Below are 20,197 nucleotides of genomic sequence, written 5' to 3' on the forward strand. Positions count from 1 at the left end.
CATGGGGCCGGCGGTTCACGCCCAGACCATCGAAGACACGGAGGGCCGCACAACCGTGGGGCGCGAAAGCGAAAGTGCAGCGGGGTTCCGCGCCTGGATTGGCGAATATCGCGGCAAAGCGCTGGAGGCAGGTGTTCCGGCGGCGGTCTGGGACCGCGAAATGCGCGCGGCGGAGTTCCTGCCCGATGTCGTGCGCCGCGACCGCAACCAGAATGAGTTTACCCGCACGATCTGGGATTATCTCGACATTGCCGTCTCGGATGAGCGGGTGGCGATGGGCCAGGCGGCGGCTGAAAAACATGCGGAGCTGCTGGCCCGGATCGAGGCGAAATACGGTGTGCGCAAGGAAATTGTGCTGGCGGTCTGGGGGCTTGAGACCTCTTACGGCAGTTTTCGCGGCACGACCGACACCATCTCGGCGCTGGCAACGCTGACCTATGACGGGCGGCGCGAGGCGTTTTTCGGCGCGCAGCTGATCGAGGCGCTGAAGATCCTTGAGGCGGGCGAGATCACCCGCGCCGATATGCAAGGCAGCTGGGCGGGCGCGATGGGCCATACCCAGTTCATGCCGACCTCCTGGCGCGATTATGCGGTGGATTTCGATGGCGACGGGCGGCGGAACCTGTGGTCGGATGACCCCGCCGACGCCCTGGCCTCGGCGGCGCATTACCTCAGCCGGCATGGCTGGGCGACAGGCGGATGACCCCGCCGACGCCCTGGGGCGGCGCATTACCTCAGCCGGCATGGCTGGGCGACAGGCGTCCCCTGGGGGATGGAGGTGCAGCTGCCCGAGGGGTTCGATTACGACCTGACCTCTGAACAGGTGGTGAAAGCGGTATCGGACTGGGCGGCGCTTGGGGTGAAGCCGGTGGCGGGGGACTGGCCAGAGGGCGCGCGGGTGTCGATCCTGGTGCCTGCCGGGGCCAGGGGTGCCGCTTTCGCGATCTGGCCGAATTTCCAGGCGATCGAGAGCTATAACCCTGCCGATGCCTATGTGATCGCGATTGGCCATCTGGCGGACCGGATCGCGGGCGGCGCACCCATTGCGGCCGCCTGGCCACGCCACTGGAAGGCGCTGACGCTGGACGAGCGCAAAGAGGTCCAGCAGCTTTTGACGACCGCCGGCTTTGACGCGGGCGGTGTTGACGGACGGATCGGGCCAAAGACCGTGGCCGCGGTCAAGGCCTGGCAAAAGGCGCGCCAGCTGGTGGCGGATGGCTATGCCAGCCCGGATGTGCTGCGCGATTTGCGCACGCAGTAACGGGTCGGGGCGCAGCCCCTACACTGCCGGAATACTCCAGACAGCGGGAAGCCGGGGATTAAAGCCCGAGAAGGCCGGGCAGATCTTTCATGGACTGAAAAAGCGGCACGTTCAGGGCTTTGAGGCCTCTGGCGGGAGGCGTGTCTTCACCATGGGCGGCAAAGCCGAGGCAGGGGATGCCTGCGGCGATGGCGGCGCGGGCGCCGGCCGGGCTGTCTTCGATCACAATACAGGCCTCCGGCGCCACGCCGCAGGCTTTTGCACAGGCGAGGTAAAGATCGGGCAGCGGTTTTGGTTTTCCGATGGCCTGGCCCGACAGCACGGTGCGAAAGCGCGGGATAAGACCTCGCGCGCCCAGGGTGATCTGCATCTTTTCGGGTGATCCATTAGAGCCGACCGCATAGGGAATGCCGGCTGCATCCAGCCGGTCGAAGACCTGGATGATATCCGGGATCAGCGGCACCCCTGCTTCGAGCATAGCATACATATTGGCATAGAGATCGGCGACCCAGCTGTCGGGCAGAACGGCGCCATTGGCACGGGCGCGGCTTGCGACATCCTCGACAGTACCGCCGATATAATCGCGCTCGAGCTCTTCCAGTGTCAGATGAAAGCCGCAGCTGGCAAACTCGGCCAGCATCAGCTCGAAAGTCGGGCCTTCGCTGTCAACGATCACGCCGTCACAATCGAAGAGTACAGCAGCGGGAGGGGTCATGTCGTGCTCCGGTTCTGGCGGGGGCGGCAATCTCTGCCCGGCGCTATCACCCTTGACCCCGTGCGAACAGCGCCCGCGCGAGATCAGATCGGGATTGTGTGATAGCGGTAACGCTCAGGCCACTCCGGGGGCACGCAGCAGTGTAATCCAGGTATCGCCATAGCGGCGCTGGTCGAGCAGCCCGAATGCCCCGGGCGGGGCGGGGGCGGTGCCTTCCTCCCAGACGATGATCGCGCCCGGGGTCAGCCACGCGCCCTCCAGCGCCGAGGCGAGCGCGGCCTCGCCAAGCGCTTTGCCATAGGGCGGATCGAGGAAGACGAGACCATAGCCGGGGCCGCGATTGGCGCCGAGCTTTGTCGCATCGCGGCGCCAGACATCGGTGACGCCCATCGCCTGCATCTTTTCGATATTCTTGCGCAGAAGCGCGCGGGACGCCGCGCCGTCATCGACAAAGGCGACCTGCGCCGCGCCGCGTGACAATGCCTCAAGCCCGAGCGCCCCGGTGCCCGCGAACAGGTCAAGAACCCGTGCCTCCTGGACCGGATTGCCGTAGCCGCCATTCAGCAGCAGGTTGAAAATCGCCTCGCGGACACGGTCGGAGGTGGGACGCAGATGCGCCTCGGCATCCCCCTGCCCGACATCCGTGAGTTGCAACCCGCGCCGCGCGCCTCCGATGATGCGCATTATTTCAGCAAGGCCTTCAGATCGGGTGCGGTGGTGATCACCTCCGGCGCCGGCGATTTGCCCGATTCGATCAGCCGCTTGCCGACCATATAGGCGCGCGCATCGCTCATGGCATCGACCGCGAGCAGGTCATCGCCGCGGTAGTACCAATGCGAGATGCCGCCGATCTCGCGGGTGATCACCCGGTCATAGCCGATGTTCAGCCCGGCAATCTGCAGTTTCAGATCATATTGGTCCGACCAGAACCAGGGTTTTGCCTGATAGGCCTTTGCGGCGCCGAGCATGTTTTCCGCGACGATTTCGCCCTGATCAATGGCATTCCCGACCGATTCCAGCCGGATCCTGCCGCCTCTCCAGGGAAAGGAGGCACAATCACCCGCAGCCCAGATCGCCGGGTCTGAAGTGCGACCGAATTCATCGGTTGCGATACCGTTGTCCAGCGCGATGCCGCTGGCCTCGGCCAGCTCGGCCCCGGGCGAGACGCCCACCCCCACCACAACGAAATCGGCTGCGATCTCGCGCCCGTCTTTCAACAGGACGCCGGTGACCGCCCTGTCCCCAAGAATGCGGTCAAGTGCGGTTTCCTCAAGGATCGTAACGCCCTGCCCGCTATGGGTCTTGCGGACAAAATCAGCGGTCTCGGCGGCGGCGACGCGGCCAAGAATGCGGGGTGCTGCCTCAATCAGGGTGACGGTGAGGCCAAGTTTTTTGGCAACCGCCGCCGCTTCGAGCCCGATATAGCCGCCGCCGATCACGACCAGGCTGCGGCCAGCGGTGAATTCCGCGCGCATCCGGTCGACATCGCGCAGATTGCGCACGGTGAAGACGCCGTCCAGATCCCCGCCGATGGCAGCGGGCAGGCGGCGCGGGCTGGATCCGGTGGTCAGCGCCAGCTGGTCATATGGGATAGTTTCAGCCCCGACCGTCACGGTTTTCGCTGCGCGGTCGATGGCGGTCACGGGCGCGCCGAGATGCAGCCTGATGTTGTTTTCCTGCCAGAATTCCGGTCCGCGCAGCCAGAGGCGTTCCTGCTCCATCTCGCCCATCAGATAGGCTTTCGACAGCGGCGGGCGCTGATAGGGCGGCGCGGATTCGTCGCCGATCATCGTGATCGGACCATCAGCGCCAAGGCTGCGCAATTTCGCCGCCAGCGCCGCTCCGGCCTGACCGGCGCCCACTATCACCACCCGCATATTCCGCCCCCTCTGGAATGTTACGCGACACAGCCTATAACTTCCCGGGCAACAGGCGCAACGCGCGAGGAGACACGTAATGTCGCAAATCACTGTCGGGGCGAAACTGCCCGAAGCGAAGCTCTTGAAACTGGGTGCGAACGGGCCGGAAGCGGTGGATCTGGGCGAGAAGCTCAAGGGCCGCAAATTGGTGATTTTCGGTCTGCCCGGCGCCTTTACCGGCACCTGCACCACCGCCCATGTGCCGAGCTTTATCCGCACTGCCGAAAAATTCGCGGCCAAAGGCGTGGCAGAGATCATCTGCGTCTCGGTCAATGATCCTTTCGTGATGGATGCCTGGGCGAAATCGACCGGAGCCGACAAGGCGGGGCTGATCTTCCTTGGTGATGCGGATGGGGCATTCACCAAAGCGATCGGTCTTGAATTCGACGCGCCGCCCGCCGGTCTGCTGGGGCGTTCCAAACGCTACGCGCTGCTGGCCGAAGATGGCGTTGTAAAGGTGCTGCATCTTGAGGCCTCGCCGGGCCAATGCGAGATCTCGGGCGGCGAAGCGCTGCTGGCAGAGGTCTGATCCCTTACGCGGGTGCCTTTCAGGGGCACCCGCCCGCCCTCGCGAAGATCGGGCGGAAATCGAAAGGCCCGGGCTTCAGCGGCCCTGCGCCCTCACCTCACACAGGCAGAGGATCGGCGTACCATGGTCTTCCATGATCGGGGCGCCGGGGGCGAGCCGGTCGAGCCGCTTCGCCAGGTCGATATCCAGCGCGCTCAGGCCATTGACGTCATGGGTCGTCAGGGTGACATCGACGATATTGTAGCGGTTCGACCAGTCGGGATGGTGGTTCGCACGTTCCGCTGCTAGCGCCACGCGGGTCATGAAGCCCCAGGCCTCTGAAAAACTGCGGAATTTCCAGATCTTGCGGATCGCATCCTTGTCCGGCGCCGCCTTCCAGCCCGTCGCATCCAGATCGGGAAGCAGCGTCTGGCGTTCTTGCTGCGTAAGCAATGCGGTCATGGCAACGGGCCCCTCCTGAAACTGAAGATCAATGGCAGGCTATTCGTCCCCGGTGCTGCGACGGAAGGGGCCGTATTCCGTAAGGATCCCGATCTCTTCATCCAGCGCAAGCGATTCGCGGCTGGTGAAATCGGCAACCGCCCGACGAAACCCGGGATCGGTGATCCAGTGCAGTGACCAGGTTTCCTGGGGCAGATAGCCCCGCGCAAGCTTGTGTTCGCCCTGGGCACCGGCCTCGACCCGTTGCAACCCCTGCTCAATGGCATAGTCGATGGCCTGATAGTAACAGAGCTCGAAATGCAGCGCCGGATACTCTGCGAGCGCGCCCCAATAGCGCCCGAACAGCGCGTCCCGCCCGATGAAGTTCAGCGCGCCGGCCACCGCTGTCGCGCCATCGAAGGCAAGGACCAGCAACATGTCGTCGCGCATCGTCTCGTGCAGGGCGGTAAAGGCGGCGCGGGTCAGATAGGGACGGCCCCATTTGCGCGCGCCGGTATCCTGGTAAAAGGCCCAGAAAGCGCTCCAGTGTTCGGGCAGGATCTGATCGCCGCTGAGCGCCCGAATGGTAAGGCCATGGGCGCGCGCCGCCTCGCGTTCCTTGCGGATCATCTTGCGCTTGCGCGAGGACAGATCGGCTAGGAAGTCTTCAAATTTGGCATAGCCACGATTAAACCAATGGAATTGCTGGCTCTTGCGGGGGATGAGGCCCTGGAACCCGCGCAGCGCCTGCGCCTCTTCAGGCGTGCAGAAGGTGACATGCAGCGAAGAAATCTGATTGCCGGCGGTGATCGAAATGGCGGCTTCGGCCAGCGCCTCGCGGTAAGGGTCGGGGCCAAGAAACCGTCGGCCGCTGACCGGGGTGAAGGGAACCGCCGCCTGCAGCTTCGGGTAATAGCGGCCGCCCGCGCGCTCATAGGCCTCTGCCCAGCCATGATCAAAGATGTATTCCCCCTGGCTGTGGGTCTTGAGCCAGAGCGGTATAAGTGCAGCCGGGCGCCCGGCATCAGACAGAATCAAGGGCTTTGGCAGCCAGCCGGTCTTCCCCCGGTCGAGCCCGAAGCCTCCAGCGCCATCAGAAAGCGATGCGTGGTGAAAGGGTCGATGGGCCGGCCATCCGCCTGTTCCGGCGCAGCAATCGCATCCCAGGTGGCAGCAGGGATTTCGGTCAGGCTTTCGGCGAGGGTAATATCGGCCATCGCGATCCTGTTTGCGGCGCGGGGAGCAGGTGTCTGGTTTAAATGGGTCACCCAGGGGGCAGATCAAGCCGGAAGCGGGGCGCAATACCCTTCGAAGGTGATATTCTGCGCGATTTCACGGGCCTTTGCCTCGGCCTCGGGTGACCGGATGGTCCAGCACAGGATCGCCGCGCCCTGCGCCTTCAGCTCTGCCACGCGCGGGCGCGACAGATCTGCGGCCTCATGGCTGATAAAGGACGCACCGGTGCGGGTGAAATCCGGGATCTCGCGCAGATGGTCGCAAATGGCAGGGTCCAGCGGCGCCCAGTCCTCAGTGTCATAGGCCGAGGTGGTGATCCCCCGCGCGATCCCCGGCGCGAGCCGCGCCATATGGGCGATGGAATGCGGGTTGAAGGACATCACCGCCACATCGCCCCGGTAATCAGCCAGCAACCGCGCAGTCTCGGCCTCAAGCCGCCCATCGGTGTCAGACATGGTCAGGGTCTGATCTTTGATCTCGATCAGGAGCGGCACCTGTCCCGCAACAAGATCAAGCACTTCAGTAAGGGGCGGGATCCTGTCCTTGCTGTCTTTCAACGTGATCCGGGCCAGATCAGCCGCGTTGCATGCATTCAGCGGCCCGGTCTCATGCGTCAGACGGTCGAGGTCCTCATCATGGAACACCATCGCCACGCCGTCCTGCGACAGCTGCAGGTCGATCTCGATCGCATAGCCGGCGCGGATGGCCGCCCTTATGGCGGCGGGAGAATTCTCGATGATCCCCCGCTGCGGTCATGCAAGGCACGATGCGCGACCGGCAGGCAAAGCATTGACGGCGGCAGAGGGACCCGTGTCATGATCAGGCGATCTCGAATATCGCGTCGATCTCGACGGCCACGCCAAGCGGCAGCGAGTTTGCAGAGACCGCAGCCCGGGCATGGCGCCCTTTGTCGCCCAGCACATCAACCATGAAATCCGACGCGCCGTTGATCACCTTTGGCTGATCGGTAAAATCGGCGGTGGAATTGACGAAGCCGGTCAGTTTCACCAGCCGGGTGATACGGCTCAGATCGCCACCACAGGCCGCTTTTGCCTGCGACAGGAGCGAAATCGCGCAGCGACGCGCGGCAGCTGCACCCTGTTCGACCGAGAGGTCACTGCCCAGTTTGCCTTTGATCGGGCCGTTTTCATCGGCGCTGATCTGGCCCGAAATATGGACGAGATTTCCGGTCTGGACGAAGCCCACGTAATTCGCGACCGGGGCAGGCGCGTCAGGAAGGGTGACGCCAAGCTCTTTCAGGCGGGCTTCGATGGACATGGGATTCTCCGCTGATCAATGTCGCGGCCGAGCCTATCCGCAGGCCGCCCGGGCGACAAGCCGGGCGCGTCGGAAACGATTTCTTACAAGAAATCGTGCCGGAGCCTGTGCAGGCTCCGGTCCGGAGTTTTGGTAAAACTCCGGCTCAGCTCTCACGGAATGCGCGATTGAAATAGTCCATGAAGGGTTTGACCAGATAGCCGATCGGGGTGCGAGGATCGGTCTGGATAAAAGCTTCGACCGGCATGCCGGGCATCAGCTGCAGATCTTCCAGTTTGTCCATTTCCCCGACATCAAGCACGATTTCGACCCGGTAGAAACTGGCATGGGTCGTCTGGTCGCTGAAAGCATCGGCCGATACCACCGTCACCTTGCCCAACAGATGCGGCGTGGTGCGCGAAGAAAAGGCCGAGAACACCAGCTCCACCGGCTGGCCGACATGAATCTGGTCAATATCAATCGGCGAGACCTGAGCCGCGATCACCAGCGGGCGATCCTGCGGCACGATATAGAGCAGGGGATCTGCCGCCCTGATGACCGCCCGCGGCGTGGTCACGCCAAGCCCCAGCACGATCCCGGAAACCGGCGTGCGGATATCAAGCCGGGCCACCTGTTCGCGCAGCGCACGCCGCCGTTCGGCCAGTTCCAGCTCCATCGGAGCGATCTCGCGCAGCCGGTCGGTCGCCTCTTCACGACGGCGGATGTCGATACTGCCGATCACCACATTGATTTCGGTGATACGCTCTTCGGCCTGGGCGCGGGTCGAAATCAGATCCCCGGTCTGGCCCAGAAGCCGTGCTTCTTCGCGCTGCAGTGCAAGCACCGAGGCCATCTGGGTCAGCCCGCGATCCAGCAGGCTCTTCTGGCTGGTCAGCTCCTGGCGGATCAGGTCAAGCTGGATCCGGATCGCCTCGGATTGCGCGTCGATGCCGGTGATCCGCGCCTGGATCTGGCCGATCTGACGCCCCAGCTGCTCCGCCTCTTTCGCCGAAGTCGCAAGGCGCGCCTCAAAGAGGCTGATCTGGCCGTCGATCTGCCCCTGTATCTCGGGGCGGGTCTTCGCCTCTTCCCGCAGCGCCTCGGGGAAGTCGAGCATCGGGATATTGTCACGCTCCGCCTCCAGCCGCACCCGCTGCGAGATCACCTCGGAAAGCTGGCCTTCAACAATCGCAAGTTCACTGTGCAAAAGCGTCCCGTCCAGCCGGATCAGTATATCGCCGGCCTCGACCCGCTTGCCCTCAGTGACCTCAATCGCGGCCACAACCCCGCCATCAGGGTGCTGGATCACCTGACGGTTCTGCTCGACCTCGATCTGGCCCCTGGCGACGATAGCGCCCGAAAGGCTTGCCATAGCGCCCCAGACGCCGAAACCGCCGATCAGCGCGATAAGGGCGGTAAAGCCGATGATCAGCGGGCGGTGCATGGGCCATTGCCGCAGGCCGGGGAAGCTGCCGGGGGCAGAGCGGCTCATTGCACGCCTCCCTGGCTGGCCAGGGTCTGGGCGCCCTGCACAGGACGGGTAATATCGCCGGCATTTTTCACCGCCTCACGCAGCACCTGATCGCGCGGACCGAAATTCTGCACCATCCCGTCTTTCATCAGCATCAGCAGGTCACATTCCTGGATCGCCGCCGGACGGTGCGCCATAATGAATACCGCGCAGCCATCGGTTTTCGCCTGTCGGATCGCCCGGTTCAGCGCCAGCGAGCCGTCATTGTCGAGGTTGGAATTCGGCTCATCCAGCACCAGCATCACCGGATTGCCGTAAAACGCCCGCGCGAGGCCAATGCGCTGGATCTGGCCACCTGACAACTGGCCGCCCATGCTGGTCACCGGGGTGTCATAGCCCTTGGGCAGATGCAGGATCAGATCATGCACTGCCGCCTTCTTCGCCGCCTCGACGATCTCAGCGGGATCGGCATTCTCATCGAGCCGCGAGATATTCTCTGCAATGGTCCCGTCAAACAGCGACACCCGCTGCGGCAGATAGCCGATATAGCTCCCCAGCACATCGGGATCATACTGATCCAGCGTCGCGCCATCGAGCCTGATCGTCCCCGCGGCAGGCGGCCAGACCCCGCAAAGTGCCCGCGCCAGTGAGGATTTCCCCGAGCCCGAAAGGCCAATCACCCCGATGGCCTGACCGGGATCGACCCGGAAAGACACGCCCCGCAGAACCGGACGCGGATCACCAGGCGGCAGAACCGCAAGACCCGAAACCTCGATCCGCCCTGTCGGACGCGGCAAGGCGGTGCGGCTCCCCTCGCGCGGCACTTCGGATAAAAGCTTGCCCAGCCGGTCGTGCGCCGCCCGCGTTCTGGTCAGCATCGGCCATTGCCCGATGGTCTGTTCGATCGGCTGCAAGGCCCGCCCCAACAGGATCGAGCCCGCAATCATCGCCCCGGGCGACAGCGCGTTTTTCAGCACGAGCCAGGCGCCAAGGCCAAGAATCGCCGATTGCAGGAACAGCCGCAGCGTTTTGGTCAGAACCGAATAGCCGCCCGAGCGATCCGCCAGCTCCATCCCCCGGATCAGCGCGCGGCTGCGCAGATGATACCAGCGGGTAAAGGCATTGCCGCTCATCCCGAGGGACCGCACCAGTTCGGATTCGGATTTCAGGTTCTCGGCCTGGCGGTCGGCCGCGAAACTGGCCAGCGTGGCCTGTTGGGTGATCGTATCGGTGGCGCGCTGATTGGCCCAGGCCAGCAAGAGCAACAGGATCGCCGCGCCAACCGCAAACCAGCCCAGCACTGGATGAAAAATGAACAGGGCGGCGATAAAGATCGGGGTCCAGGGCAGATCCAGCAGGCCCTGCAGAAGCGGCGAGGCCCAGAAGCGCGCAATCGCCTCCAGATCCGACTGGGCAGCGCGAGCCTCGGTATGCATCGGCGCAACCGAGAGCCTGCGAAACGAGGCTGCCAGCACCCGTTTGTCCAGGGCCTCCTGGAATCGCGCCCCGATCCGGGCCAGGATGCGCGACCGCGCATGATCCAGAAGCCCCATCACCGCGAACAGGAAGACCATCAGCACCGTGAGCGCGATCAGCGTCGGCTCGGATCTCGACAGCAGCACGCGGTCATAGATCTGCAGCATGTAAAGCGGCGAGGTCAGCATCAGGAGATTGGCAAAGACCGAGAAGAGAAATGCCGCCGACAACGCCCCCTTTGAGAGGGACCGGACCGAGGAAAGCTCGCTCAGTCCGGATTGCGAGGTGTCTTTGACCAATGCATTTCTCCAGATGTCACATAAATCGCTCAGTAAAGGGTCTGATTTTGGCCGAAGCCTGCCACCCTGGGGGTCGCTGCAGAAATGTCCGTTGTCTTGAGGATTGCCACACCGTAAGCCTCTCACGCAATATCTCTGCACCCTTCTCCTTGTTTAGTGTCTCGTGACGCCTGAGATTCCGTTAATGACCGTGACCAGCCAGACCGAAATCCTCTCTCTTCGCCCCTTCCTGCTGGTCCTCGGGCTGAGCGCGCTTGCGGCCTGTGCCCAGACGCCGCGCACGGATGGCATCTATGACCCGATTGAGCCGATGAATCGCGGCGTCCATGCGGTGAATAAAGGGCTGGACACGGCAATTGTGCGGCCGGTGTCAAAGGCCTATGGCACCGTGGTGCCGAATCCGCTGCGCCAGGGGGTCTCGAATGTCGCCGATACGCTGGATCTGCCGGGCGTGGTGGTGAACCAGGTGCTGCAGGCCCGAATCGGCGAAGCAACAACAAATACGTTGCGCTTTGCAGTGAACGCGACCGCCGGGATCGGCGGGCTGTTCGACGTGGCCTCGGTGCTGGGAATGCCGAAAACCGATGCCGATTTCGGCCAGACGCTCGCCGTCTGGGGTGTCGGCGAAGGGCCCTATGTCGAATTGCCCATCGAAGGGCCCTCCACTGCACGCGACACGGTCGGGATCGTGGTCGATTTCGCGATGAACCCGCTGAACAATGTGTTCGACGGCAATGATGCCGATGCAACGCTCGCCATTGAAGGGCTTTCACGCCTAAATGATCGCTACCGCTATTCCGATACGGTGAATTCGATCCTATATGACAGCGCTGACAGCTATGCCCAGCTCCGGCTTCTGTATCTGCAGAACCGGCGCCATGAGATTGCGAAGGCAAAGGGCGCAGCGGATGGGGATGATGGCGATTTCATCGACCCCTATGAAGACGATTTCATTGATCCCTACGCGGATTGACGTTGCGAGGACTGACATGTCTGTTCATCTGGTTTCCGGCCTTTCGCGCCGACACTTCCTCGGCACCGGCCTTGCGGCAGCGGCCGCGCTTGGGGCCATGCCCGCCCTCGCCTTCTCGGATGCCGAGGCCAAGGCGCTGATCGACAAGGCGGTCGCGGATATCAATGCGATCATCAACTCGGGCCGCTCCGAAGCCCAGATGTATCCGGCCTTTGAAAAGCTCTTCGTGAATTATGCCGATGTGCCCCAGATCGCACGGTCGGCCCTTGGACCGGCCGCGAAATCGGCGTCAAAGGCCCAGATGCAGGCCTTCACCCAGGCCTTCCAGGGCTATATCAGCCGCAAATACGGCCGCCGCTTCCGCGAGTTCATCGGAGGCCGCATTGAAGTCACCGGCGCCCGCCCGGTGAAAAGCTATTTCGAGGTGATCTCAACCGCCTATCTCAAGGGCTCAAGCCCTTTCGAGGTGCGCTGGCAAGTCTCGAACAAAAGCGGGCGGGATCTCTTTTTCAACATCATCATCGAAGGCGTGAACATGCTCGCCTCGGAGCGCACCGAAATCGGCGCGATGCTCGACAAACGCAGGGGCGATATTGATGCGCTGATCCAGGATCTGCAAAGGGCCTGAGGCCGCGCCTCCCGACCGCCGGAGCGTCCAGGGGCTGCGGCGATCACCACGCTGAAGATGCGCGCTGAACATGGGAAAAGCCCGCCGGAACGACCGGCGGGCTTTGACTTTTGTCAGAGGCGGGGCCCCGCGGCCCCGCGCCCGGGCCGATCAGGAGTGATAGGCGCGCTCGCCATGCGAGGTGAGGTCGAGGCCTTCGCGCTCGGCTTCTTCCTTGACCCGCAGGCCGCCGGTCAGAACGCCGACCACCTTGTAGAGGATGAAAGACAGCACCGCACAGTAGAGAATGGTGATGCCGACAGCTGCGATCTGATAATAGACCTGCTCACCCATGCCGCGGCCTTCCGGATAGCCCTGGCCGCCCAGTGACGGTGCTGCGAAGATGCCCGCGCCAACAGCGCCGACGATGCCGCCGATCCCGTGGATGCCGAAGACGTCGAGGCTGTCATCATAGCCCAGTTTCACCTTCACGACGGCGACGAAGTAATAGGCCGCTGCCGAAGCAATCGCGCCGAGGAAGATCGCGCCGATCGGGCCGACTGCGCCGGCAGCGGGGGTGATGGCCACGAGGCCAGCGATCATGCCCGAGACACCGCCCAGCATCGAAGCCTTGCCGCGCAGCAGCGCCTCAACCAGGACCCAGCCGAGGATGCCGCCGGCGGTTGCGGTGAAGGTGTTGATCATCGCAAGGCCTGCCAGCGTGCCGGCCCCCAGAGCAGAGCCGACGTTGAAGCCGAACCAGCCCACGAAGAGGATCGAGGCACCGACCATGGTCAGGGTCAGCGAATGCGGCTGCATGTTCTCTTTGCCATAGCCGAGGCGCTTGCCGACGCAGATGGCGCCAACCAGAGCCGCAATACCGGCATTGATGTGCACAACCGTGCCGCCTGCAAAGTCAAACACTTCCCAGCCGAAGAAGAGGCCATTCGCGTCCCATGCCATATGTGCGACCGGGTAATAGACCACGGTGACCCACAGCAGCGAGAAGAGGAGCGCCGCCGAGAATTTGATCCGCTCGGCGAAGGCTCCGATGATCAGCACCGGGGTGATCGAGGCGAAGGTCATCTGGAAGGCGATGAAGACATATTCCGGAATGGTGCCCGAAAGGCTCTCCGGCCCCACACCTGCCAGGAAGAGCTTGCCGAAACCACCGAAATACGGGCCCTCGGCGCCACCAAAGGCGAAGGAGTAGCCGTAAACCACATAGGCGACCATCATCAGCGCGGCGATGGTGGTGGTCTGCATCAGCACGGAAAGCATGTTCTTGCTGCGCACCAGCCCGCCGTAGAACAGCGCGATGCCCGGGAAGATCATGAAGAGCACGATGACGGTTGAAATCATCATCCATGCGGTATCGCCGGTATCCAGCGCCGGTGCGGCCTCGGCCACTTCGATCACCGCCTCTGCCGCCGCTTGCGTGGCGTCCTGCGCCAGGGCGGGCAGTCCGGCGAGAAGCGACATCGCCGCCGCGAGACCGGAATATTTGACAAGTTTGTTCATTTTGGCTGTTTTCCCCTGTTCCCTCGGGTCGATGTTCAGATCGCGTCGTCGCCGGTTTCGCCGGTGCGCACCCGCACGGCCTGTTCGACATCGAGCACAAAGATTTTGCCGTCGCCGATCTTGTCGGTCTTGGCGGTCTTCGCGATGGTCTCGACCACCTGTTCGGCCAGCGCATCGGCCACGACGATTTCCAGCCGGACCTTCGGCACGAAATTCACTGCATATTCGGCGCCGCGATAGATTTCGGTATGACCGGATTGCAGGCCGAAGCCCTTGATTTCTGTCACCATCATTCCGCGCACGCCGATCGTGGTCAGCGCTTCGCGAACTTCGTCAAGCTTGAACGGTTTCAGTGCCGCAATGATGAGTTTCACATCTGTCCCCTTCCTGAGAGCGAGCCCGGGGCGAGCGGGCGTCTGAGCAAAAGAAGGCGGGGTTTTGCAGTTGCAGCACAAGAAAACGGCGTGTTCTGAACCGGTGCTTTGCGGTGCAGTTGCAAAATTTTTGCACTAATCGGGGCATGTGATTATTTTTTCATCAGCGGATAGATTCGAATCGTTTCCTCCTGCCCTTCGCAAAGCCGGGCGAACCCGCTATTCTCTGCCGGATTCTGAAAGAACACGCTTCGAGGCGGGCAGCAGGCATATGGCGACGAGTGGCGGGGGCAAAAGCCCTCTGGTGGCAGACAGACGATATCCTCCCCGCTCTTCTGCGGGTGGCGCCGGCGGGTCCGGTGGCAATTCCGGCAGGGGCCAGGGCGGAAGTCCGGGGCGTGGCGGAAATGGCGGCTCGGGCGGCGGCGGGGGCGGAAGACCGCCGCAAAAACCGGCGCCGCGCAAACAGGCGCCAAAACAGCCCCGCAAAGCGGCCCGCGCCCGGCGCAAACATGGTTTCATCCTCGGGACCATCCTGTTCTTCTGGCGGATGATCTGGGGCGTGCTGTGGCGTGTCACCGCCGTCGGCGCATTGGTCGTCGGTGCGGTGGTCGCGTTTTTCTACAGCCAGCTGCCGCCGCTTGAGGCGCTGCTGGACGGGCGGGCACGCGGCTCGGTCACCATGCTTGACCGTGACGGCAAGACATTTGCCTGGCGCGGTGAGACCTATGGCGGCCAGATCACCGCTGATACGGTCTCGCCGCATCTCCTCAATGCCATCGTTGCAACCGAGGACAAGCGCTTCTACTGGCACCTTGGCGTCTCGCCCCGCGGTATCGCCAGCGCGATCCGGATCAACCTTGCCGAAGGGCGCAGTGCGTTCCAGGGCAATGGCGGCTCGACCATCACCCAGCAGGTGGCCAAGCTTCTGTGTCTGGGCGTGCCCTTCAACCCGGCAGAATGGAAATCCGAGGCCGAATATGAGGCGGATTGCCGGGGTGGCGGCATCAAGCGCAAGGTCAAGGAAGTGCCCTATGCCATCGCGATGGAGCTGAAATACTCCAAGAAGGACATCCTCGGCATCTATATGAACCGCGCCTATCTGGGGGCCGGCGCGCGCGGGTTCGAAGCCGCCGCACAGCGTTACTTCGGCAAATCCGCAGCGACCGTGACACCGGCCGAGGCCGCGATGCTTGCGGGCCTGCTGCAGGCCCCTTCGGCACTGGCGCCCACTTCCAACCTCGAACGCTCGCAAAACCGCGCCAATGTGGTGATCGGGCTGATGCAGGAACAGGGTTACCTGACCAAAGCCGAGGCCGATGAGGCCCGCGCCCATCCCGCCACCCCGACCGAGGCCGCGCGGCAGCGCTCGGGCGGCTATTTCGCCGATTGGGTGATGGAGACCACGCCGGATTACCTCGCCCGCGACACGACCGAAGATGTGGTGATCGAGACGACGCTGGATCAGGATCTGCAGCGGAAATCCGAAGAGGCGCTGAAATATGTCTTTGATACGAAAGTCAAAGACGGCTCGACCGCCCAGGCCGCGATTGTGGTGATGAGCTCGGACGGCGCGGTGCGCGCGATGGTCGGCGGGCGCTCGATCCCGCGTGCGGGTGATTTCAACCGCGCGACCCAGGCGCTGCGCCAGACCGGGTCGGCGTTCAAACCCTTCGTCTATGCGGTGGCGCTCGATCTGGGCTACAGCCCGCTCGATTACGTCGATGACAGCCCCTATACGATCAATGTGCCTGGCTCCGGCCCCTATAGCCCCAAGAATTACGACAATAAATTCAAGGGGATGATCACATTGGTCCAAGCGTTGAAGGAAAGCCGCAATATCCCGGCGGTCAAAATCTCGGAAATGGTCGGACGTGACCTCGTGAAAAAGGTCGCGACGGAATTCGGCGTCGCGTCCAAAATGGCCGATGGCCCGGCGCTGGCGCTCGGCGCCTCGGAATCGACGCTGATCGAGATGACCGGCGCCTATGCCGGCATCCTGAACGGCGGCTCTTCGGTAACGCCTTATGGTCTGCGCGCGCTGAAGCTCCGGGGCGAAAATGACGAGCTCTTTGGCAGCGGCGGCGGCATCGGCGAAAGGGTGATCTCGGAAACGGCCGCCCATGCGCTGATCTATATGATGACCGAGGTGATCAATTCCGGAACCGGCGCCCGCGCCCGCCTCCCCGGCCGCGAGGCTGCCGGCAAAACCGGCACCACCAATTCGGCGCGCGATGCCTGGTTCGTGGGCTTCACTTCGGATTACGTGGTTGGCGTCTGGCTTGGCTATGACGATAATCGCCCGCTGACCGGCGTGACCGGCGGCGGCCTGCCCGCAGATGTCTGGCGTGAGGTCATGATCCGGATCAACGAAGGCGTCCCCCCGATGCCGCTTCCGAAAGAGATCCCGCCAAACACGGTCTCGGCCGGTGGATCCTTCGGCCCCTCCCCGGATATCGGTGGGGTCGACCGCCCGGTCCTGCCCGAAGAAGTGCCCTATTTCGACGGCTCTAACGCGCCGGTCTACCAGGGCGGCTCGAACCAGCAAGGCGCTCCCGCCTCGCAAAACCAGGACGATATCGACCGCGCCGTTCGCGACGCAATGGGACTGAACTGAGCCCCGGTCTTCCTCCTGACGGAAATACTCCACGGTGTGGGGAGGAGCCCCCCACCGCGGCCAAGGCCAAATGCAAAAGGGCGGGACATTGTCCCGCCCTTTCCACATCTGTCAGACCGCTCAGAGAACCGAGGCAATCGCCTTTGCCAGCACCGGCACGGTCCCCTTGTTCAGCCCGGCGATATTGATCCGCGAATCGCCGACCATATAGACGCCGAACTCTTCGCGCAGCTTCACCACCTGCGCCTCGGACAGCCCGAGCCGCGAGAACATGCCCCGATGATCCGCGACAAAGTCAAACCGGTCGGAATTGGTGGCCTTGCGCAGCTCGGATGCCAGCTGCTCGCGCAGGCCCAGCATATTGAGGCGCACTTCCTCCAGCTCGGCCTTCCAGTCGGCAGTCAGGGCCGCGTCTTCCAGGATCGTGGTCACGATCCGCGCGCCATGATCGGGCGGGAAGCTGAAGTTCTGGCGGTTGAGGAAGTTCAGATTGCCCTGCACCACCGCTTTGCGATCCGCTGATGTCAGCGCGATCAGCACGCCGGTCCGCTCGCGGTAGATCCCGAAATTCTTCGAGCACGAGGCCGCGATCAGAACTTCATCAAAGGCCGCTGCGACTTTGCGGGTAGCCTCGGCATCCGCATCCAGCCCGTCGCCAAAGCCCTGATAGGCAAGATCGACCAGCGGCAGCGCCTTGCGGCTCTTCAGAACCGCAATCACCTCATCCCACTCAGCCTGCGACAGGTTCGCCCCGGTCGGGTTGTGGCAGCAGCCATGCAGCAGCACCACATCGCCCTCAGTCACCTGGCCGAGATCCTCGATCAGACCGGCGAAATCCAGCCCCGAGGTCTTCACGTCAAAATAGCGGTATTCCGCCATCGGCAGGCCAAGGAATTTCACCATAGACGGATGGTTCGGCCAGGTCGGCGCCGAAAGCCAGACCTTCGCCCCGGGCCGCGCAAGCTTTACCAGCTCGAACGCCTGACGCAGCGCGCCGGTGCCGCCGGGGGTCGAGATCGAGGCGGCACGATCCCCAAACCCATCGCCAAGGATCAGCGCGGTGATTGCCGCATTATAGGCGGGCTCGCCCGCGAGCGCGGTATAGGTCTTGGTGGTCTCGGCTTCCCAGATCTTCTTTTCGGCGGCCTTGACCGCGCGCATCACCGGGGTGAGCCCGGTCGCGTCCTTGTAAACACCAACGCCAAGATCAATCTTGCCGTCCCGCTTGTCCTCGCGAAACATCGCGATCAGTTGCAGGATCTTGTCCTGCGGCTGCTGGGTCAAAGCCTCAAGCATGTCTTCCTCACATCAGCGGGCCAGTCCCCGGCCCCATTGCGCCCGTTCCGGCGGCCTTGCCTTATGCAGCGGGGCCCGTCTCGACCGGCAAATCCTCATACATGCCCCATTCGGCCCAGGAGCCATCATAAAGCGACCAGTTGCGATGCCCGATCCGCTCGAGCGCGAGCGCGAGGATCGCCGCCGACACGCCCGAGCCGCAGCTGGTGATCACCGGCTGCGCAAGGTCGATCCCCGCCTCCTGGAAAATCATCCGCAGGACGGCGGGGTCTTTCATGGTGCCATCCTGGTTCAGCAGATTGCCCCAGGGCAGGTTGCGCGACCCGGGAATGTGACCTGCGCGCAGACCGGGGCGCGGCTCCGGCGCCTCGCCGGCAAAACGCGCGGGCGCACGGGCATCAACCACCACTGCCTGTTTCAGCTTCGCGGCATGGGCGACCTGGGTCACGTCTTTCACCAGGTGGTTCTGGCGCTGCGTGGTCATATGGCGGTCGCGGATCACCGGCGGCAGGTCTTCGGTCTCGCGCCCTTCCGCCTGCCATTTCGGCAGGCCACCATCCAGCACCGCGACATCGGTCTTGCCCATCAGGCGAAAGGTCCACCAGATCCGCGGCGCAGAAAAGATACCGGTCGAATCGTAGACCACAACCTGATGCCCGTCGCCGACCCCCATCGCCCGCATCCGGGACATGAATTTCTCGACCGGTGGCACCATATGCGGCAGGTTCGAGCGGTGATCCGAGATTTCGTCCAGGTCGAAGAACCGTGCGCCCGGGATATGGGCCGCCTCATATTCCGCGCGCGCATTGCGCTCAGACGGCGGCAGGAACCAGCTTGCATCAAGCAGCCGCAGATCCGGGTCTTTCAGATGGCTGGCAAGCCAGTCTGTTGAGACCAGGGTATGTGGGTCATCCTTCGGGGCGGGGGTCAGCGACATGGCGGCCTCAGGTCAAAGGGGGCGGATCAACAGGCGGACCAAAAGCGGTCAGTTTCCTATAGCCCGCCTGTATGCGCGTGCAACCCCGCTCTGCCTGGCACAGGGCAGAGCAGGTGATCTTTGCCGGGAATTTCTGGCTACAGACCTGGACCGGCGGACCTTGCCCGGCAGATTTTGCACCCAGGTTTTGCGCCGGACATTTCCCGGGAACAAGAAATCCCGCCCGGAGGCGATCCGGGCGGGATGGTTTCAGGATCACGACCCCAGAAAGGCTGGCGGTCAGGCAAAATCTGCCTTCGGCTTACTTCACCAGCGCGTTTTTGATCGCACCCACAATGGCCACGAGGATGCCGCCGCCGGCACCACCACCGACAATGCTCTGGAGGATGGTCGAGATGTCGAGACCGGAAGACGTCGCAGCCGCCGCGGCCTCACCTGCACCGCCGAGGCCCAGCATGGACAGGATCTGCCCGCCGCCGACGCCGCCGAGAAGGCCTACCACCGAATTGAGGATCGGGCCCATATTGAGGTTCTTCAACGCAGATCCGGCCGCGTTGCCGCCGATAAGACCGGCAACGAGCTGGATGATAAGTGACATATCCATGATGACTATCCCTGCAAAGGGCCGGTGTGATCCGGCCTCACACCCGGAAAATGGCGTAAAATTGCTCACCGGGCAGGGGGAATACTGCCTGAACCTTCCCATCCTGGCAAATGTTGTGTCAAAGCGGCCGCTGGCTACAAGATCGGCCCTTCTGCAGGATCAGAGCTGGTGACCCTGTTTCATGATCCGCGCCTTCTGGCGATCCCAGTCGCGTTTGGCGCTGGTATCGCGCTTGTCGGCATTGTTCTTGCCCTTGGCCACACCGAGCGCGATCTTCACCATGCCGCGCTCGTTGAAATACATCCGCAAGGGTACGATGGTCATCCCCTCGCGCCTGGTCGCATTCCAGAGCCGCGACAGTTCTTTCTTTGACACCAGCAGCTTGCGGCGGCGGCGCTCGTCATGGCTGTCCCAGGCATTCGACTGTTTGTAAGGCGCAATATAGCCGTTGATCAGCCAGAGCTCGCCGCCTTCGACCGAGGCATAGCTGTCGGCAATGTTCGATCCGCCGATCCGCAGGCTCTTGACTTCGGACCCCTGGAGGATGATCCCGGCCTCGAGGTCGCTTTCGATATGATATTCGAACCGCGCCCGGCGGTTGTCAGCGATGAGTTTGGAATTGGGATCGTGTTTCTTCTGCATGATCGGGCAGAGATAGGGGATGGCGGGCGCTGAGTAAAGAAGC

18 protein-coding genes and 3 pseudogenes are annotated in these 20,197 nt (G+C 63.2%); 6 read left to right on the forward strand and 15 right to left on the reverse strand.

What is annotated here, in order from left to right:
• Nucleotide 1 precedes the first annotated feature (1 nt).
• A pseudogene (locus QNO18_RS02715) lies at nucleotides 2-1,009 on the forward strand (lytic murein transglycosylase); the annotation flags it as partial.
• A complete protein-coding gene (locus QNO18_RS02720) occupies nucleotides 995-1,261 on the forward strand; it encodes a peptidoglycan-binding domain-containing protein (RefSeq protein ID WP_283178730.1) in 267 nt (88 codons plus the stop codon). The pseudogene QNO18_RS02715 and the gene QNO18_RS02720, both read left to right, overlap by 15 nt.
• 58 nt (nucleotides 1,262-1,319) lie before the next feature.
• Here the strand turns inward: QNO18_RS02720 and QNO18_RS02725 are convergent, their stop codons facing one another.
• The 3 genes from QNO18_RS02725 to QNO18_RS02735 all read right to left on the reverse strand — a co-directional run bounded on the left by QNO18_RS02725 (nucleotide 1,320) and on the right by QNO18_RS02735 (nucleotide 3,853).
• Entirely contained in the window at nucleotides 1,320-1,976 is a 657-nt protein-coding gene (locus QNO18_RS02725; RefSeq protein WP_283176422.1) for an HAD family phosphatase, read from the reverse strand.
• 114 nt (nucleotides 1,977-2,090) lie between these two features.
• Entirely contained in the window at nucleotides 2,091-2,660 is a 570-nt protein-coding gene (rsmD, locus tag QNO18_RS02730) for a 16S rRNA (guanine(966)-N(2))-methyltransferase RsmD (protein ID WP_283176423.1), read from the reverse strand.
• Nucleotides 2,660-3,853 (reverse strand): FAD-dependent oxidoreductase, encoded by a 1,194-nt coding sequence (locus tag QNO18_RS02735; RefSeq protein WP_283176424.1) that lies wholly within the window; start codon nucleotides 3,851-3,853, stop codon nucleotides 2,660-2,662. The genes rsmD and QNO18_RS02735 overlap by 1 nt, the downstream gene beginning before the upstream one ends.
• Nucleotides 3,854-3,932: 79 nt before the next feature.
• Between QNO18_RS02735 and QNO18_RS02740 the strand changes: the two genes are divergently transcribed.
• Nucleotides 3,933-4,424 (forward strand): peroxiredoxin, encoded by a 492-nt coding sequence (locus tag QNO18_RS02740; protein ID WP_283176425.1) that lies wholly within the window; start codon nucleotides 3,933-3,935, stop codon nucleotides 4,422-4,424.
• A gap of 75 nt (nucleotides 4,425-4,499) precedes the next feature.
• Here QNO18_RS02740 and QNO18_RS02745 read toward each other — a convergent pair whose 3' ends face one another.
• The 6 genes and pseudogenes from QNO18_RS02745 to QNO18_RS02770 all read right to left on the reverse strand — a co-directional run bounded on the left by QNO18_RS02745 (nucleotide 4,500) and on the right by QNO18_RS02770 (nucleotide 10,583).
• The gene (locus tag QNO18_RS02745) at nucleotides 4,500-4,865 is read right to left on the reverse strand and encodes a 4a-hydroxytetrahydrobiopterin dehydratase (protein ID WP_283176426.1); all 366 of its coding nucleotides are present in this window, start codon (nucleotides 4,863-4,865) and stop codon (nucleotides 4,500-4,502) included.
• Between the two features lie 39 nt (nucleotides 4,866-4,904).
• A pseudogene (locus QNO18_RS02750) lies at nucleotides 4,905-6,061 on the reverse strand (GNAT family N-acetyltransferase).
• A gap of 63 nt (nucleotides 6,062-6,124) precedes the next feature.
• A pseudogene (locus tag QNO18_RS02755) lies at nucleotides 6,125-6,897 on the reverse strand (glycerophosphodiester phosphodiesterase family protein).
• A 2-nt stretch (nucleotides 6,898-6,899) separates the two neighbouring features.
• Nucleotides 6,900-7,358, reverse strand: a complete 459-nt coding sequence (locus QNO18_RS02760; protein ID WP_283176427.1) for a RidA family protein — start codon at nucleotides 7,356-7,358, stop codon at nucleotides 6,900-6,902.
• A gap of 145 nt (nucleotides 7,359-7,503) precedes the next feature.
• On the reverse strand, nucleotides 7,504-8,829 hold the full coding sequence (locus QNO18_RS02765) for an HlyD family type I secretion periplasmic adaptor subunit (protein WP_283176428.1): 1,326 nt from the start codon (nucleotides 8,827-8,829) through the stop codon (nucleotides 7,504-7,506).
• Complete coding sequence (locus tag QNO18_RS02770) at nucleotides 8,826-10,583, reverse strand: type I secretion system permease/ATPase (RefSeq protein ID WP_283176429.1); 1,758 nt, start codon at nucleotides 10,581-10,583, stop codon at nucleotides 8,826-8,828. Before QNO18_RS02770 ends, QNO18_RS02765 begins: the two co-directional genes overlap by 4 nt.
• A 184-nt stretch (nucleotides 10,584-10,767) precedes the next feature.
• Between QNO18_RS02770 and QNO18_RS02775 the strand changes: the two genes are divergently transcribed.
• Together QNO18_RS02775 and QNO18_RS02780 are read left to right on the forward strand one after the other, a co-directional pair.
• Nucleotides 10,768-11,556, forward strand: coding sequence for a VacJ family lipoprotein (locus tag QNO18_RS02775; protein WP_283176430.1), 789 nt, complete (start codon nucleotides 10,768-10,770; stop codon nucleotides 11,554-11,556).
• Nucleotides 11,557-11,572: 16 nt separating this feature from the next.
• The gene (locus QNO18_RS02780; RefSeq protein WP_283176431.1) at nucleotides 11,573-12,184 is read left to right on the forward strand and encodes an ABC transporter substrate-binding protein; all 612 of its coding nucleotides are present in this window, start codon (nucleotides 11,573-11,575) and stop codon (nucleotides 12,182-12,184) included.
• Nucleotides 12,185-12,334: 150 nt separating this feature from the next.
• Here QNO18_RS02780 and QNO18_RS02785 read toward each other — a convergent pair whose 3' ends face one another.
• On the reverse strand, nucleotides 12,335-13,684 hold the full coding sequence (locus QNO18_RS02785) for an ammonium transporter (RefSeq protein ID WP_283176432.1): 1,350 nt from the start codon (nucleotides 13,682-13,684) through the stop codon (nucleotides 12,335-12,337).
• A 35-nt stretch (nucleotides 13,685-13,719) separates the two neighbouring features.
• Nucleotides 13,720-14,058 (reverse strand): P-II family nitrogen regulator, encoded by a 339-nt coding sequence (locus QNO18_RS02790; protein WP_112310129.1) that lies wholly within the window; start codon nucleotides 14,056-14,058, stop codon nucleotides 13,720-13,722.
• Nucleotides 14,059-14,329: 271 nt separating this feature from the next.
• On the opposite strand from QNO18_RS02790, the gene QNO18_RS02795 reads away from it, so the two are divergent.
• Nucleotides 14,330-16,675 (forward strand): transglycosylase domain-containing protein, encoded by a 2,346-nt coding sequence (locus QNO18_RS02795; RefSeq protein WP_283176433.1) that lies wholly within the window; start codon nucleotides 14,330-14,332, stop codon nucleotides 16,673-16,675.
• 120 nt (nucleotides 16,676-16,795) lie between these two features.
• On the opposite strand, the gene QNO18_RS02800 is transcribed toward QNO18_RS02795, so the two are convergent.
• The 4 genes from QNO18_RS02800 to smpB form a co-directional block, all read right to left on the reverse strand.
• Entirely contained in the window at nucleotides 16,796-17,971 is a 1,176-nt protein-coding gene (locus QNO18_RS02800) for an amino acid aminotransferase (RefSeq protein WP_283176434.1), read from the reverse strand.
• 61 nt (nucleotides 17,972-18,032) lie between these two features.
• Complete coding sequence (sseA, locus tag QNO18_RS02805) at nucleotides 18,033-18,908, reverse strand: 3-mercaptopyruvate sulfurtransferase (protein ID WP_283176435.1); 876 nt, start codon at nucleotides 18,906-18,908, stop codon at nucleotides 18,033-18,035.
• A gap of 301 nt (nucleotides 18,909-19,209) precedes the next feature.
• Nucleotides 19,210-19,512, reverse strand: coding sequence for a hypothetical protein (locus tag QNO18_RS02810; protein WP_283176436.1), 303 nt, complete (start codon nucleotides 19,510-19,512; stop codon nucleotides 19,210-19,212).
• Nucleotides 19,513-19,671: 159 nt separating this feature from the next.
• A complete protein-coding gene (smpB, locus tag QNO18_RS02815) occupies nucleotides 19,672-20,154 on the reverse strand; it encodes an SsrA-binding protein SmpB (RefSeq protein WP_198835398.1) in 483 nt (160 codons plus the stop codon).
• Nucleotides 20,155-20,197: the final 43 nt, after the last annotated feature.

The sequence above is a fragment of the Gemmobacter sp. 24YEA27 genome, assembly GCF_030052995.1.
Taxonomy (GTDB): domain Bacteria; phylum Pseudomonadota; class Alphaproteobacteria; order Rhodobacterales; family Rhodobacteraceae; genus Pseudogemmobacter.